The sequence below is a fragment of the Serratia sp. BNK-33-b genome (genome assembly GCF_048684565.1).
Classification (GTDB): Bacteria; Pseudomonadota; Gammaproteobacteria; order Enterobacterales; family Enterobacteriaceae; genus Serratia; species Serratia marcescens.
On the sequence record NZ_JBLQTZ010000001.1, the window covers coordinates 1409447 to 1424860 of the forward strand.

Below are 15414 nucleotides of genomic sequence, written 5' to 3' on the forward strand. Positions count from 1 at the left end.
CGGCTGCGCCGGAGACGATCTCTGCTAACTGACTTGTGAGCGAACTATGTCGACAAGTGTTTTTAATCGCCGGTGGGCGGCTGTGCTGCTCGAGGCGCTGGCCCGCCATGGGGTGCGGCATGTTTGTATCGCTCCGGGATCGCGCTCCACGCCGCTGACGCTGGCCGCTGCGGCCAACCGATCGTTTATCTGCCATACCCATTTTGATGAGCGCGGGCTCGGCCATTTGGCGCTCGGTCTGGCGAAGGCGGCGCATGAGCCGGTGGCGGTGATCGTCACGTCCGGCACCGCGGCGGCGAACCTTTATCCCGCGTTGATCGAAGCCGGCCTGACCGGTGAACGGCTGGTGTTTCTCACCGCCGATCGGCCGCCGGAACTGATCGACTGCGGCGCCAATCAGGCGATCCGTCAAAACGGTCTCTACAGCAGCCACCCGACGTTGGCGATCGATCTGCCGCGTCCGACGCCGGATATTCCGGCCGCGTGGCTGGCCTCCAGCGTCGACAGCGCGATGGCGCGCCTGCAGCATGGCGCTTTGCATATCAACTGCCCGTTCGCCGAACCGCTGTACGGCGGCGATGAGCGTCAGTATGCCGATTGGTCCGCCGCGCTGGGCGACTGGTGGCAGGGCGATCGTCCGTGGCTGCAGGAAAGCGAGACGCGTGCGGCGCCGTCGCCGCAGCCGGACTGGTTCTTCTGGCGGCAAAAACGCGGCGTGGTGCTGGCCGGCCGCATGAGCGCGGAAGAGGGCGCGCGGCTGGCCGACTGGGCCGAGACGCTGGGCTGGCCGCTGATCGGCGATGTGCTGTCGCAGACCGGGCAACCGCTGCCCTGCGCCGATTTATGGCTCGCGCATCCGCAGGCGCAGCGCCTGTTGCAAGACGCGCAGCTGGTGGTGCAGTTCGGCGGCAGCTTGACCGGCAAACGCCTGCTGCAGTGGCAGACGCAGTGCCGGCCGGAAGAGTATTGGGTTATCGACGAGCTGCCGGGGCGGCTCGATCCGGCCCAGCACCGGGGGCGGCGCTTGCGCGCCGGGGTGGCGCAGTGGTTGGCGCAGCATCCGGCGCAACCGCGCGCACCGTGGGCCGCCGGGCTGGCGGCCTTGGCGGATAAGGCGCTGACGGCGGCGTCCACGCATCTGCACGATAACTTTGGCGAAGCGCAGCTGGCGCACCGCCTGCCGGAGCTGCTGCCGGAGAACGGCCAGCTGTTTCTCGGCAACAGCCTGGTGGTGCGACTGATCGACGCGTTAACGACGCTGCCTGCCGCTTACCCGGTATTCAGCAACCGCGGCGCCAGCGGCATCGACGGTCTGATTTCCACCGCCGCTGGCGTACAGCGCGCCACCGCGAGGCCGACGTTGGCGGTGGTGGGCGACCTTTCCGCGTTGTATGACCTCAATGCGCTGGCGTTGTTGCGCCACGGTTCGGCGCCGACGGTGCTGATCGTCGTCAATAACAACGGCGGCCAAATTTTCTCGCTGTTGCCGACGCCGGACGAGGAGCGCCAACGCTTTTACTGCATGCCGCAGAACGTCGAGTTCAGCCACGCGGCGGCGATGTTCCAGCTTGACTACGCGCGGCCGGAAAACTGGAGCCAGCTGCAACAGGCGGTTGAGCAAGGCTGGCGGCGCGGCGGCGCCACGCTGATAGAACTGCAGGTGCCACCGAGCGCAGGAGCCGAAAGCCTGCAATACCTGGTGCAACAGATGGCGGTGCAATGATGCTGGCGACGCGAATTTTGCAACAGGGCGAAGCGGGCCGCCCGTGGCTGGTGTGGCTGCACGGCCTGCTCGGCAACAACAACGAATGGCGGGTGATCGCCGCGCGCTGCCCGGAATGGCCGTCGCTGGCCATCGATCTGCCCGGCCACGGCGATTCCGTGGCGGTGACCTGCCGCGGCTTCGACGACATCAGCGCGCAAATCGCCGCTACGCTGCAGCTGCGCAATATTGAACGTTATTGGCTGGTGGGCTATTCGCTCGGCGGGCGCATCGCCATGTATCACGCTTGCCACGGCCGCCATGCCGGGCTGCAAGGCGTGATCGTCGAGGGCGGCAATCCGGGGCTGGAGGACGAAAAACAGCGCCGCCATCGCTGCGAGCAGGATGCACTGTGGGCGGCGCGTTTTCGCAGTGAACCGATCGCCGAGGTGCTGGCGGACTGGTATCAGCAGCCGGTGTTCAAAGAGCTTAGCCATGTGCACCGTCAGGCGTTGATCGCCGCGCGTTCGGTCAACAGCGGCCCGGCGATTGCCGACATGCTCGAAGCCACGTCGCTCGGGCGGCAGCCCTATCTGGCGCCGCAGCTGCGCCAACTGACCGTGCCGCTGCGGGTGCTGTGCGGTGAGAACGACCCCAAATTTCAACGGCTGGCGCGCGACGCCGGGTTGCCGTTGCGCATCGTGCCGCAGGCCGGCCACAACGCGCATCTGGCCAATCCGCAGGATTTCGTCGCCGAGCTGCAGACCTTTCTCGTTAACCCTGGTTAAAGGAACCGAACATGCTTTATCCGAATGAAGAACACCTGTATGCCGCCATTGCCTGGCAGGATTGCACCGGCGATTTCGAAGACATTCTGTATCACAAGTCCGCCGACGGCATCGCCAAAATCACCATCAACCGGCCGCAGGTGCGCAACGCGTTTCGTCCGCAAACGGTCAAAGAGATGATCGACGCGCTGGCCAACGCCCGTTACGACGACGGCATCGGCGTCATTATTCTGACCGGCGCCGGCGATAGGGCCTTCTGCTCCGGCGGCGACCAGAAAGTGCGCGGCGACTACGGCGGCTATCGCGACGACAGCGGCGTACATCACCTCAACGTGCTGGACTTTCAGCGCCAGATCCGCACCTGCCCGAAACCGGTGGTGGCGATGGTGGCCGGCTATTCGATCGGCGGCGGCCACGTGCTGCACATGATGTGCGATCTGACCATCGCGGCGGATAACGCCATCTTCGGCCAGACCGGCCCGAAAGTGGGCTCGTTTGACGGCGGCTGGGGGGCGTCTTACATGGCGCGCATCGTCGGCCAGAAGAAGGCGCGCGAAATCTGGTTCCTGTGCCGTCAGTACGACGCCGCCGCCGCGCTGGACATGGGCCTGGTCAATACCGTGGTGCCGCTGGCCGATCTGGAAAAAGAGACGGTGCGCTGGTGCCGCGAAATGCTGCAGAACAGCCCGATGGCGCTGCGCTGCCTGAAGGCGGCGCTGAATGCCGACTGCGACGGCCAGGCCGGTTTGCAGGAGCTGGCGGGCAACGCCACCATGTTGTTCTACATGACCGACGAAGGGCAGGAAGGGCGCAACGCGTTCAACGAGAAGCGCCAACCGGACTTCAGCAAATTCAAGCGTAACCCGTAATGAGCGGAGCAAACCGCAGCGCGGCGCTATACCGTTACAGCCTGCCGATGGAGGCGGGCGTGGTGCTGCGCAATCAGCGGTTGAAAACGCGTGACGGATGGGTGGTGCAACTGTGCCAGGGCGAGCGTGAGGGGTGGGGCGAGATCGCGCCGCTGCCGGAATTCAGTCGGGAAACGTTGGCGCAGGCCGAACAGGCCGCGTTGGGCTGGCTGCAGGCCTGGTTGGCGGGCAACGAACCGGATGACAGCGCGCTGCCCTCGGTGGCCTTTGGGCTCAGCTGTGCGCAGGCCGAGCTGGAGCAGCGCTTGCCGATGCAGGCGGATTTTCGCAAGGCGCCGCTGTGTACCGGCGATCCGGACGAGCTGTTCGAGACATTGAGCGCTTTGCCGGGCGAGAAAGTCGCCAAGGTGAAAGTAGGGCTGTATGAGGCGGTGCGCGACGGCATGATCGTCAACGTGCTGCTGGAGGCGCTGCCGGATCTGCGGCTGCGGCTGGATGCCAACCGCAGTTGGACCCGCGCCAAAGCCGACGGCTTCGCCAAATACGTCAACCCGGCGTGGCGCGATCGCATCGCCTTTTTGGAAGAGCCCTGCAAGACCCGTGATGAATCGCGCGATTTCGCCCGGGCGACCGGCATCGCCATCGCCTGGGATGAGAGCGTGCGCGAGGCGGATTTTGTGGTGCAGGCCGAGCCGGGCGTGGCGGCCATTGTGATCAAGCCGACGTTGGTCGGCAGTTTGACGCGCTGCCAGGCGCTGGTAGCGCAGGCGCACGCGGCGGGGCTGACGGCGGTGATCAGCGCCAGCATCGAGTCCAGCCTGGGGTTGACCCAGCTGGCGCGCATCGCCCATTGGCTGACGCCGGACACCGTGCCGGGCCTGGACACGCTGGGGTTGATGCAGGCGCAGGTGCTGCGCCCGTGGCCGGGCAGCGCGTTGCCGCTGCTGGATGTCTCGGCGCTGGAGTGTCTATGGCGCGGTTAAGCGATTGGCCGTGGCGGCATTGGGCGCGCCTTCAGCCGCAGGCGACGGCGCTGTTGCTCGGCGAACGGCCGCTGAGCTGGCTGGCGTTGCAAAGCCAGGTGGATGAACTGGCGGCGGACTTTCAGCATCAGGGCGTAGAACCGGGCTGCGGCGTGGCGCTCTGCGGCAAAAACAGCTATCCGTTGCTGTTGGCCTATCTGGCGCTGCTGCAATGCGGCGCGCGCCTGTTGCCGCTCAATCCCGCCTTGCCGACGCCGCTGTTGGCGCAGCTGTTGCCGGAATTGGATATGACCTTTGTCTTCGGCCCGGACTCGTTGCCGGCGTTGCCGGAAGAGGTGATTCGGTTGACGCCGCCCTCGACCGAGCCGCGTTGGCCAGACCTGCCGACGTGGGATGCGCAGCGTCTGGCGACGCTGACGCTGACCTCGGGTTCCAGCGGCATGCCGAAAGCGGCGGCGCACAGCTACGCCAATCATCTGGCCAGCGCCGCCGGGGTGTTGCGGTTGATGGATTTTCAACGTGAGGATTGCTGGCTGTTGTCACTGCCGCTGTTTCACGTCTCCGGCCAGGGCATCGTCTGGCGCTGGTTGGCGGCGGGCGCCCGATTGGCGGTGCGCGAGATGCAGCCGCTGGCGGAGGCATTGGCGGGATGCACGCATGCTTCGCTGGTGCCGACGCAGCTCTGGCGGCTGCTGGAGCAACCCCTGACGGGCATGACGTTGAAAGCGGTGCTGCTCGGCGGCGCGATGATCCCGGTGGAGCTGACCGAACGGGCGGAGGCGGCGGGGATCCGCTGCTGGTGCGGCTACGGGCTGACCGAACTGGCCTCCACGGTGTGCGCCAAGCGCGCCGATGCGCGGCCGGGCGTCGGCCTGCCGCTCGGCGGCCGCGAAGTAAAACTGGTGGGCGAAGAGGTCTGGATCCGCGCTGACAGCCTGGCGCTCGGCTACTGGCGTCATGGCTATCTGCAGCCGTTGGCCGATGAACAGGGCTGGTTCGCGACCCGCGATCGCGGCGTGATGGCTGAGGGAGAACTGCGTATTCTCGGCCGGCTGGACAACCTGTTTTTCAGCGGCGGCGAAGGGGTGCAGCCCGAGGATATCGAACGCGTGCTGGCGGCGCACCCGCAGATCACGCAGGCGTTTGTGGTGCCGATGGCGGACGCCGAGTTCGGCCAGCGGCCGGTGGCGGTGATCGACGGCGATCCGTCGCTGTCGCTGGCGACGCTGCTCGCCTGGTCGCAGGACCAGCTGGCCAATTTCCAACGCCCGGCGGCGTTGCTCCCGTTGCCTGACGAGCTGAAAAACGGCGGCATCAAGATTTCGCGCCGCCAGTTGCAGCAGTGGGTGGCGCAGCGTCTCTCCCAGGCATAAAAAAGCCGCCCGAAAGGGCGGCTGAGTGGATGGCTGCAGGAGGGTTATTTCAGCCCCAACGCCTTGGCGACGCCGGCGCCGTAGTCCGGATGCACCTTGGTGAACAGCTCGACCTGACGGCGCTGGATCTGTTCCGGCACCTGCGACAGTTCGCCGGCGATGCGGGTGAACATGCGCTGGTGCTCTTCGGCGCTCAGCAGGTTGAACAGCGCGCGCGGCTGGCTGTAGTAATCGTCGTCTTCACGATGGTTCCAGTGATCGGCCGCGCCCTCAATGCTCAGCGGCGGCTCGCTGAAGTCCGGCTGCTCCTGGAACAGGCCGAAGCTGTTCGGTTCGTAGGTGGCGCCGTTGCCGCTGTTGCCGTCCACGCGCATCGCACCGTCGCGATGATAGTTGTGGAACGGGCATTTGGCGCCGTTCACCGGGATCTGGTGATGGTTGACGCCCAGGCGGTAGCGGTGCGCATCGCCATAGGAGAACAGACGGCCCTGCAGCATTTTATCCGGCGAGAAACTGATGCCCGGCACCACGTTGGCGGGGTTCATCGCCACCTGTTCGACTTCGGAGAAGTAGTTGTCGGGATTGCGGTTCAACTCGAAATAACCGACGTCGATCAGCGGGTAGTCGCCGTGCGGCCATACCTTGGTCAGATCGAATGGGTTATATGGCGTCTGAGAGGCTTCGTGTTCCGGCATGATCTGAATTTGCAGCTTCCAGCGCGGGAAGTCGCCGCGTTTGATCGCCTCGAACAAATCGCGCTGTGAGCTTTCGCGATCCTTGGCGATGATCGCTTCCGCCTCTTCATCCATCAGGTTTTCAATACCCTGTTCGCAGCGGAAGTGGAATTTCACCCAGAAACGTTCGTTGGCGGCATTGATAAAGCTGAAGGTGTGGCTGCCGAAGCCGTGCATGTGGCGGTAGGACTTCGGAATGCCGCGATCGCTGAAGTCGATGGTCAGCTGGTGCAGTGATTCCGGCAGGTGGGAGAAGAAGTCCCACTTGTAGACCGGATTGCGCAGGTTGGTATGCGGATCGCGTTTCACCACGTGGTTGAGATCGGGGAATTTCAGCGGATCGCGCAGATAGAACACCGGCGTATCGTTACCCACCAGATCCCAGTTGCCTTCTTCGGTATAGAACTTCATGGCGAAGCCGCGAATGTCGCGTTCGGCGTCGGCGGCGCCGCGTTCACCGGCGACGGTGGAGAAGCGGATAAACATGTCGGTCTGCTTACCGATTTCGGAGAAGATCTTGGCGCGGGTGTAGCGGGTGATGTCGTGGGTGACGGTAAAGGTGCCGTAGGCGCCGGATCCCTTGGCGTGCATGCGACGCTCGGGGATGACTTCACGGTCGAAGTGGGCCAGTTTTTCCAGGAACCACACGTCCTGCAACAGCATCGGGCCGCGTTTGCCCGCGGTGATCACGTTATTGTTATCGACAACCGGGGCGCCGGCTGCGGTGGTCAGTCCTTTCTTGCTCATCACTTGCTCCTTATCGTAGTGCAGTTAAGTAAAGACTCGGGCGGTTTAAGCGTTCATCAGCATAGTCCTTTGGCGGGGCTTCTTCCCCTGACCTTGGTCAAAGCCACTACTAGTTGTAGCCCTATTGCCGAGCGACGGCAAATAGGTCTCGGTTATCGTTGGCATCGCCTTGACGAATATGGATTTTTGTTTGCAAATTTTTACATTTATTTGATTATTGAAGAATTTTTTCGCTTTTATCCCTTAAATACTCATTGCGCTTTGGTATAGACTCGTGACGTTATTATTATGCGTTGATTCGATCATTCGGTACGGATGACAAACCAGAGGGAAAGATGATGAAAAAGACTTGGGTCGCGTGCGCGGCAGGATTGCTGTTGGTGACCGGCGCGGCGAACGCCATCAGCGTGTCGGGCGAAGCCGGGCAACACTACACCAACCTGGGCGTCGGCATGAGCACCGGCTCTTCAGGTCTTGGCCTGACCGGCAACTGGGCGCGCAGCGACCACGACGGCAACGTCGGCAGCGTGGGGTTGAACTTCGGCGTGCCGCTGGGGCCGTTGACGGCGACCGTGGGCGCCAAAGCGCTGTACCTCAGCCCGAAAGATGGGAAGAGCGGCGGGGCGGTGGCGCTGGGCGGCGGCCTGGAGTGGGAAATTAACCGTTACTTCAGCCTGCACGGCGAAGGGTACTTTGCCCCTGAGTCTTTCACCAGCGGCGTGAAGGCCTATAACGAAGCCAGCGGCGGCCTGCGCTGGAAGTTCCGTCCGCTGAGCGTGGACGTGGGCTACCGTTACATGCAAATGGAAGGCAAAGACGGGCGTCGCGACAATACGCTGGCCGATGGCCCTTATGTCGGCGTGGGCCTGAGCTTCTGACGCTCAGCAAAAAGGGGCCATTGCGGCCCCTTTCTCTTTATCATTTCTTGTCTTTCGTCGCTTACCCGACCGCCGGCAGCATGCCGCTGGCGATGCCCAGTTGGATGGCGATCACCGTCACCCCGCAGACAAACACCAACGCCAGCGCCGGCGTACCGCCCCAGACGCGATACTGCGCCTGATGCTTTTGGCGGGTTTTCCACACCAGCAGTGAAGGCAACAGCAGCGCCAACACCGACAAGGCGATGGCGGCGAATCCCAGCGCCAGCACGAAGCCGCGCGGGTAGAACAGCGCGAAGGCCAGCGGCGGCAGGAAGGTGATGGCGCCGGTTTGCAGGCGGCCGCGCACGTTATCTTGCCGCTTGAACAGGTCGGCCAGGAAATCGAACAGCCCGAGCGCCACGCCGAGGAACGAGGTCGCCAGCGCCAGATCGGCGAACAGGTGTACCGCCAGTTCAACGTGCGGCGAAGCCACCGCGTCGCGCACCGCCTGCAACAGGCCGTTCAGCCCGGCCTGCTGCGCCAGAATGCCGACGAAGGTGTCGGAGCTGATGCTGCCCAGCGTCGCCAACTGCCAGAAGATATAGGCCATCAGCGGGATGGCGCTGCCGATGATAAATACCCAGCGCAGTTTGCGAATGTTGCCGCCCATGTAGTTGACAATGCTCGGCACGCTGCCGTGGAAGCCGAAAGAAGTGAAGATCACCGGAATGGCCGACAGCGCCAGGCCTTGCTCCAGCGGCAATGTCATCAGATTGGTTTGGTGGATATTCGGCAACATCAGGCCGAGCATCACCACCAGAAATACCACTTTGGCGCTGAACAGGATGCGGTTGAACAAGTCGACCGAGTGGGTGCCGATGCACACCACGCCGCCGGCCACCAGGGTGAACAGCAGGACGCCGAGCGACACAGGGAAGTCCTGCGATGTCCATTGGCTGATGCTGGTGGCGAGCAGTTCGCCGGCGCCGCTGATATAGGCGGCGGTGAGGGCGTACATCAGGAACATCATGCTAAAGCTGGTCAGCCACTGGCCGCCGCCGCCGAGATAACGTTTGGCGAGCGTGCCCAGACCGGTATCCGCCTGCTCATGCTGGTAAACCTCCACCAGCAGCAGCGCGGTGTAACACATCAACAGCCACAGCCCGACCAGTAAGGCCAGCGTGACGCCGAAGCCGACGCCGGCCGCAGCCAGCGGCATCGCCAGCATCCCGGCGCCAATGGTGGTGCCCGCCACGATAAAAACACTGCCAAGAGTGCGATTCTTCACGTTTTTTCTCTACCAGCCGAAAGATTTTGAAAATTATAGGTAACGATTTATGAGGATGGCAGGATAGTGGAAGCCCTAATTCGTGTCAAACCGGCGTTACGCATGATGTAAATAAATATTTACATTGCGGCGACCGGCATGGCACATGAGAAACGGACCCAAGGCTGAAATTATCCGAAGGCGGCTAGTGAAAAGTTATTTACGGGCTTCTATAGTGGAATGACCAAAAAATGTGGGAGAGATCAATGTTAAGGGTGGAGATGCTCAGCACCGGCGATGAGGTGCTGCACGGGCAAATTATTGATACCAACGCCGCCTGGCTGGCGGACTACCTGTTCCAGCAGGGGGTGCCGATGAGCGGGCGTGAAACGGTCGGGGACAGCCTCTCTGCGTTGATCGAGATCCTGCAGGAACGCAGCCATATCGCCGATGTGTTGATCGTCAACGGCGGCCTGGGGCCGACCAGCGACGATCTCAGCGCGCTGGCCGCCGCGAAAGCCAGCGGCGTAGAGCTGGTCGAACGGGTTGACTGGTTGGCGCGCATGGAAGCCTATTTCGCCGAGCGCGGGCGGCCGATGGCCCCTTCCAATCGCAAGCAGGCGCAGATCCCGGCCAACGCGGAAATGCTGGATAACCCGGTGGGCACCGCCTGCGGGTTCGCATTGCAGCTGAACCAATGCCTGATGTTCTTCACCCCCGGCGTGCCGTCGGAATTCAAAGTGATGGTCGAGCAGCAGATCGTACCGCGTCTGCGCCAGCGCTTCACCTTGCCGGCGCCGCCGCTGTGCCTGCGCCTGACGACCTTCGGCACCTCCGAGAGCGATCTGGCCGCCGAGCTGGATGGCATGCCGCTGCCGCCGGATGTGGTATTGGGTTACCGTTCCTCCAGCCCGATCATCGAACTGAAGCTGACCGGGCCGGAAAGCCGGCGTGCGGAAATGGAGCTGGCCTGGCGACGCGTGCGCGAAGTGGCGGGGGACAACTGCATTTTTGAAGGCACCGACGGGTTGCCGGCGACGCTGACGCAGCGCCTGAATCAGCAAGGGCTGAAGCTGGCGTTGAGCGAGCAGTTCAGTGGCGGTTTGATCAATCTGCAGCTGCAGAGCGAAGGGGCGCCGCTGGCGGGTGGCGAGCTGCTGCCGGCACACTGCATCGAAACGCTGGAAACGACGCTGGCGCGCGCCCGCTCGCTGGCGGAATTGACCGGCGCGCCGTTGGCGTTGGCGGTCAGCGCCATGCGCGATGAGCAGGTGAGCATTGCGCTGCACACGCCGCGCGGCGGCATTGGCCAGACCGTGCGTTATCGCGCGTCGCGCCACGGTCTGCGGTTGCGTCAGGAGTCGGTGGCGATGCTGGCGTTGGATATGCTGCGCCGCTGGCTGAATGGGAGCCAGGCGTGCGGTAAAAACGCCTGGCTGGAAGTGGTGGAAATTATCGAGTGACGGGCATCGGCGTTGCTGAGTCTCCCGTCTTGTCGGCCTCATCGCGCTGCATCAGCCGTTCGGACGCCAGGCGTGAAAGACGTATTGCGGCCGCGCCTCGCGTTTGCAGTTCTGTACCGTAGTTCCTGAGTACCTGCCCGGCGCTGTCTGAGTGCGCCAGATGCGCCGCCAGGCTGGCGGCGTCTACCAGCGCGGTGTTGGCGCCGAGCCCACCCGCCGGGCTCATGGCGTGCACGGCGTCGCCGAGAAAGGCGATGCGTTCGCTGTGCCATTCCGGCATCGCCGCCGTAACCTGCACCGTCCGCACGCTGAGCGACAGGGGATCCGCCAACGCTAACGCCGTTTGCAAGGCGGGCGCCCATCCTTGCGAGATATGCCGTACGCGCGCCCGCAACGCGGTGCTTTTTTCCACATCGGCGGGAAAGGGGCGCTAAGCGAAATACTGTGAGGATAGTTATATATCCCTGATTAATCATAATTTTATAGGGGACATTCGCGGTGAGGGAATGCTGTTACTCTCTTGACGGGTGCTTGAGACTGTTCGTCTTGGGCATTGTGTGACAAGGCGGATAGATGAAAGCCCCAGACTGACTCTCAAATCAGAATGGGGCTGCCCTAACGCCTAGACACCGTTATGGTAGCCCCTTCACAGCAAGGAGGCAAGCATGCGCTTAAGGCATGTGTTTCACTCGCTAACCGTTGTATGTATTACGGTTTTGTTATTTATCTGGATGATAAGAGACTCGCTGTGCGAGCTGAAAATCTACCAGGAAAATATCACTATCCTGATCAGGTTGGCGTGTGAGGTGAAGCGGTAATCCTAGGGCGGGGGCAACCCCGCCTTCTGGTCTTCAGGCGCGGTTTCCGGCACCCGACTTTACATTTCCAGCTCGATATCCGTCAGCGGCATGCAGCAGCAGGGCAGGATTTCGCCGGCGTTGATAAACGCCAGCGGCTGTTGGCGGTAGGCCACTTCGCCTTTCACCAGCTTCAGGCGGCAGGCGCCGCAATAGCCGGAGCGGCATTGGTACTCCACCTGCACGTCGTGCAGTTCCAGCACGTCGAGCAGGCAGTTTTCACTGTTAGGGCAAGAGAGCTGCGTGCCGGCGGCGCGCAGCGTCACGGTTGGCGTCGTCATCGCTTACAGTTCGAAGTCGCTCAGGTCGTCGGCGTTGATCTCCGAGTCGATCTGGCCAACCAGGTAGGAGCTCACTTCCACTTCCTGCGGCGCTACCTGCACGTTGTCGGACACCAGCCAGGCGTTGATCCACGGGATCGGGTTGGAGCGGGTTTCGAACGGCAGACCGAGGCCGACCGCCTGCATGCGGATATTGGTGATGTATTCCACATACTGGCACAGGATGTCTTTGTTCAGGCCAATCATCGAGCCGTCGCGGAACAGGTATTCCGCCCACTCTTTCTCCTGCTGGGCGGCCAGCACGAACAGATCGTAGCACTCTTGCTGGCACTCTTCGGCGATCTCCGCCATTTCAGGATCGTCAGCACCTGAACGCATCAGGTTCAGCATGTGCTGGGTGCCGGTCAGGTGCAGCGCTTCGTCGCGAGCGATCAGCTTGATGATCTTGGCGTTGCCTTCCATCAATTCGCGCTCGGCGAACGCGAAGGAGCAGGCAAAGCTGACGTAGAAACGGATCGCTTCCAGCGCGTTCACGCTCATCAGGCACAGGTACAGCTGCTTCTTCAGCGCACGCAGATTGACGGTGACGGTTTTACCGTTCACCTGGTGGGTGCCTTCACCCAGCAGGTGATAGTAGCTGGTCATCTCGATCAGATCGTCGTAGTAGCCGGAAATGTCTTTCGCGCGCTTCTTGATCTCTTCGTTGGTGACGATGTCGTCGAACACCAGCGCCGGATCGTTGACGATGTTGCGGATGATGTGGGTGTAGGAACGGGAGTGGATGGTCTCGGAGAACGACCAGGTTTCCACCCAGGTTTCCAGCTCAGGGATCGAGATCAGCGGCAGCAGGGCGACGTTCGGGCTGCGGCCCTGGATGGAGTCCAGCAGCGTCTGATACTTCAGGTTGCTGATGAAGATGTGCTTCTCGTGCTCCGGCAGCGCCTGATAATCGATGCGATCGCGGGAAACGTCAACCTCTTCCGGGCGCCAGAAGAAGGAGAGCTGTTTTTCGATCAGCTTTTCGAAGATTTCATGCTTTTGCTGGTCGAAACGCGCAACGTTTACCGACTGGCCGAAGAACATCGGCTCTTGCAGCTGGTCGTTTTTGGTCTGAGAAAAAGTGGTGTAAGCCATAAGCCTGAATCCATCGTAACGTGGCTAAATGAAGGGGCCGGAAAACTCCGGCCCGCTAGGTCAAACTTTAGATCTTGCAGGCGCCGCTTTCGCAGTCGTCATCGCCGGCCTTGGCAGGCTGCAAATCTTCCTGGGCGTCTTCCGCGCCGTCGCGGGTGTTTTGGTAGTACAGCGTTTTCACGCCGAACTTGTAGGTGGTGAGCAGGTCTTTCAACAGCTGCTTCATCGGCACCTTGCCGCCCGGGAAGCGGGTCGGATCGTAGTTGGTGTTGGCCGAAATCGACTGGTCGATGAATTTCTGCATCAGCCCCACCAGCTGCAGATAGCCGTCGTTGCTTGGCATTTCCCACAGCAGCTCGTAGTTGTCTTTCAGACGCTCATACTCCGGCACCACCTGGCGCAGGATGCCGTCTTTCGACGCCTTGATGCTGATGTGGCCGCGCGGCGGCTCGATGCCGTTGGTGGCGTTGGAAATCTGCGAAGAGGTTTCCGACGGCATCAGGGCGGACAGCGTCGAGTTGCGCAGACCGGTTTCCTGGATCTCTTTGCGCAGGGTTTCCCAGTCGTAGTGCAGCGGCTCGTTGCAGATCGCATCCAGGTCTTTCTTGTAGGTGTCGATCGGCAGGATGCCCTGCGAATAGGTGGTTTCGTTGAACCACGGGCAAGCGCCTTGTTCCTGAGCCAGGCGGTTGGAGGCTTTCAGCAGGTAGTACTGAATGGCTTCGAACGTTTTGTGGGTCAGGTTGTTGGCGCTGCCGTCGGAGTAGCGCACGCCGTTTTTCGCCAGGTAATAGGCGAAGTTGATCACGCCAATGCCCAGGGTGCGACGACCCATCGCGCCACGGTGCGCGGCCTTGATCGGATAATCCTGATAATCCAGCAGGGCGTCGAGTGAACGCACCGCCAGGGTCGCCAGCTCTTCCAGATCGTCCAGGCTGTCGATCGCGCCCAGGTTGAAGGCGGACAGGGTGCACAGCGCAATTTCGCCGTTCTCGTCGTTGACGTCTTCCAGCGGCTTGGTCGGCAGGGCGATTTCCAGGCACAGGTTGGACTGACGCACCGGCGCGATCTGCGGATCGAACGGGCTGTGGGTGTTGCAGTGGTCGACGTTCTGGATGTAGATGCGGCCGGTAGAGGCGCGCTCTTGCATCATCAGCGAGAACAGCTCAACCGCTTTCACGCGCTTCTGGCGAATGCTGTCGTCTTTTTCGTACTGGGTGTACAGACGTTCGAATTCGTCCTGATCGGCGAAGAATGCGTCATACAGCCCCGGCACGTCGGACGGGCTGAACAGGGTGATGTCTTCGCCCTTGATCAGACGCTGGTACATCAGGCGGTTCAGCTGCACGCCGTAGTCCATGTGGCGCACGCGGTTGCCTTCAACGCCGCGGTTGTTTTTCAGCACCAGCAGGCTTTCCACTTCCAGGTGCCACATCGGGTAGAACAGCGTTGCCGCGCCACCGCGCACGCCGCCCTGCGAGCAGGATTTGACGGCGGTCTGGAAGTGTTTGTAGAACGGAATGCAGCCGGTATGGAAAGCTTCCCCGCCACGGATCGGGCTGCCCAGCGCGCGAATGCGGCCGGCGTTGATGCCGATGCCGGCGCGTTGCGAAACGTATTTCACAATGGCGCTGGAGGTGGCGTTGATGGAGTCCAGGCTGTCGCCGCACTCGATCAGCACGCAGGAGCTGAACTGACGGGTTGGGGTGCGCACGCCGGACATGATCGGCGTTGGCAGCGAAATCTTGAAGGTGGAAATCGCGTCGTAGAAACGTTTGACGTAGTCCAGACGAGTTTCACGCGGGTAGTTGGAGAACAGGCAAGCGGACACCAGCATGTACAGGAACTGGGCGCTTTCGTAGATCTCGCCGCTGACGCGGTTCTGCACCAGATACTTGCCTTCCAGCTGCTTGACGGCGGCATAAGAGAAGTTCATGTCGCGCCAGTGATCGATAAAGGAGTCCATCTGCTCGAACTCTTCAGCGCTGTAGTCTTCCAGCAGATGTTTATCGTATTTGCCCATCTCGACCATGCGCGTCACGTGAGCGTGCAGCTTCGGCGGTTCGAACTGGCCGTAAGCCTTTTTGCGCAGGTGGAAGATCGCCAGGCGAGCGGCCAGGTACTGATAGTCCGGCGCATCGCGGGAGATCAGATCGGCAGCGGCTTTGATGATGGTTTCGTGAATATCGGCGGTTTTGATGCCGTCATAAAACTGAATGTGGGAACGCAACTCTACTTGAGAAACCGAGACGTTGTGTAATCCTTCTGCGGCCCAATCGATGACCCGGTGGATTTTGTCGAGGTTGATGCGCTCTTTACGGCCATCGCGTTTAGTTACAAGCAGACTTTGGTTCAT

The 15414-nt window shown here is 61.9% G+C and carries 14 protein-coding genes; 8 read left to right on the forward strand and 6 right to left on the reverse strand.

All coding sequences use genetic code 11. The annotated features are described in order from the left end of the window. Positions 1–46 precede the first annotated feature (46 nt). Genes menD through menE form a run of 5 tightly spaced genes read left to right on the forward strand, consistent with a single transcriptional unit; the run spans position 47 to position 5715 of the window. Complete coding sequence (gene menD / locus ACMGGK_RS06665) at positions 47–1723, forward strand: 2-succinyl-5-enolpyruvyl-6-hydroxy-3-cyclohexene-1-carboxylic-acid synthase (RefSeq protein ID WP_049300060.1); 1677 nt, start codon at positions 47–49, stop codon at positions 1721–1723. Further along, entirely contained in the window at positions 1720–2490 is a 771-nt protein-coding gene (menH, locus tag ACMGGK_RS06670) for a 2-succinyl-6-hydroxy-2,4-cyclohexadiene-1-carboxylate synthase (protein ID WP_049300059.1), read from the forward strand. The genes menD and menH overlap by 4 nt, the downstream gene beginning before the upstream one ends. Positions 2491–2501: 11 nt before the next feature. Then, the gene (gene menB, locus ACMGGK_RS06675) at positions 2502–3359 is read left to right on the forward strand and encodes a 1,4-dihydroxy-2-naphthoyl-CoA synthase (RefSeq protein ID WP_016926920.1); all 858 of its coding nucleotides are present in this window, start codon (positions 2502–2504) and stop codon (positions 3357–3359) included. Then, the gene (gene menC, locus ACMGGK_RS06680) at positions 3359–4342 is read left to right on the forward strand and encodes an o-succinylbenzoate synthase (protein WP_016926921.1); all 984 of its coding nucleotides are present in this window, start codon (positions 3359–3361) and stop codon (positions 4340–4342) included. Before menB ends, menC begins: the two co-directional genes overlap by 1 nt. Beyond that, positions 4330–5715: an o-succinylbenzoate--CoA ligase gene (gene menE, locus ACMGGK_RS06685; RefSeq protein ID WP_164053657.1), complete on the forward strand. Its 1386-nt coding sequence runs from the start codon at positions 4330–4332 to the stop codon at positions 5713–5715. The genes menC and menE overlap by 13 nt, the downstream gene beginning before the upstream one ends. 44 nt (positions 5716–5759) lie before the next feature. Here menE and katA read toward each other — a convergent pair whose 3' ends face one another. Next, positions 5760–7196, reverse strand: coding sequence for a catalase KatA (gene katA, locus ACMGGK_RS06690; RefSeq protein WP_015378563.1), 1437 nt, complete (start codon positions 7194–7196; stop codon positions 5760–5762). A 338-nt stretch (positions 7197–7534) separates the two neighbouring features. On the opposite strand from katA, the gene ACMGGK_RS06695 reads away from it, so the two are divergent. Beyond that, positions 7535–8074 carry a YfaZ family outer membrane protein gene (locus ACMGGK_RS06695; RefSeq protein WP_004935943.1) on the forward strand — a complete coding sequence of 180 codons (540 nt, stop codon included), beginning with the start codon at positions 7535–7537 and terminating at the stop codon, positions 8072–8074. Positions 8075–8135: 61 nt separating this feature from the next. On the opposite strand, the gene tyrP is transcribed toward ACMGGK_RS06695, so the two are convergent. Next, the gene (tyrP, locus tag ACMGGK_RS06700; protein ID WP_015378562.1) at positions 8136–9344 is read right to left on the reverse strand and encodes a tyrosine transporter TyrP; all 1209 of its coding nucleotides are present in this window, start codon (positions 9342–9344) and stop codon (positions 8136–8138) included. Positions 9345–9589: 245 nt separating this feature from the next. Between tyrP and ACMGGK_RS06705 the strand changes: the two genes are divergently transcribed. Continuing rightward, positions 9590–10786: a nicotinamide mononucleotide deamidase-related protein YfaY gene (locus ACMGGK_RS06705; protein WP_049300056.1), complete on the forward strand. Its 1197-nt coding sequence runs from the start codon at positions 9590–9592 to the stop codon at positions 10784–10786. On the opposite strand, the gene ACMGGK_RS06710 is transcribed toward ACMGGK_RS06705, so the two are convergent. Beyond that, positions 10776–11198: an FAD-dependent oxidoreductase gene (locus ACMGGK_RS06710; RefSeq protein ID WP_420276769.1), complete on the reverse strand. Its 423-nt coding sequence runs from the start codon at positions 11196–11198 to the stop codon at positions 10776–10778. The two genes, ACMGGK_RS06705 and ACMGGK_RS06710, sit on opposite strands and share 11 nt — an antisense overlap. Before the next feature lie 253 nt (positions 11199–11451). On the opposite strand from ACMGGK_RS06710, the gene ACMGGK_RS06715 reads away from it, so the two are divergent. Next, complete coding sequence (locus ACMGGK_RS06715) at positions 11452–11604, forward strand: Hok/Gef family protein (RefSeq protein ID WP_004935921.1); 153 nt, start codon at positions 11452–11454, stop codon at positions 11602–11604. 59 nt (positions 11605–11663) lie between these two features. Here ACMGGK_RS06715 and yfaE read toward each other — a convergent pair whose 3' ends face one another. From yfaE to nrdA, 3 genes are all read right to left on the reverse strand, one after another. Then, positions 11664–11924 (reverse strand): class I ribonucleotide reductase maintenance protein YfaE, encoded by a 261-nt coding sequence (gene yfaE, locus ACMGGK_RS06720; RefSeq protein ID WP_016926927.1) that lies wholly within the window; start codon positions 11922–11924, stop codon positions 11664–11666. Between the two features lie 3 nt (positions 11925–11927). Then, a complete protein-coding gene (gene nrdB / locus ACMGGK_RS06725; protein ID WP_004935915.1) occupies positions 11928–13058 on the reverse strand; it encodes a class Ia ribonucleoside-diphosphate reductase subunit beta in 1131 nt (376 codons plus the stop codon). 67 nt (positions 13059–13125) lie between these two features. Then, positions 13126–15414: a class 1a ribonucleoside-diphosphate reductase subunit alpha gene (gene nrdA, locus ACMGGK_RS06730; protein ID WP_016926928.1), complete on the reverse strand. Its 2289-nt coding sequence runs from the start codon at positions 15412–15414 to the stop codon at positions 13126–13128.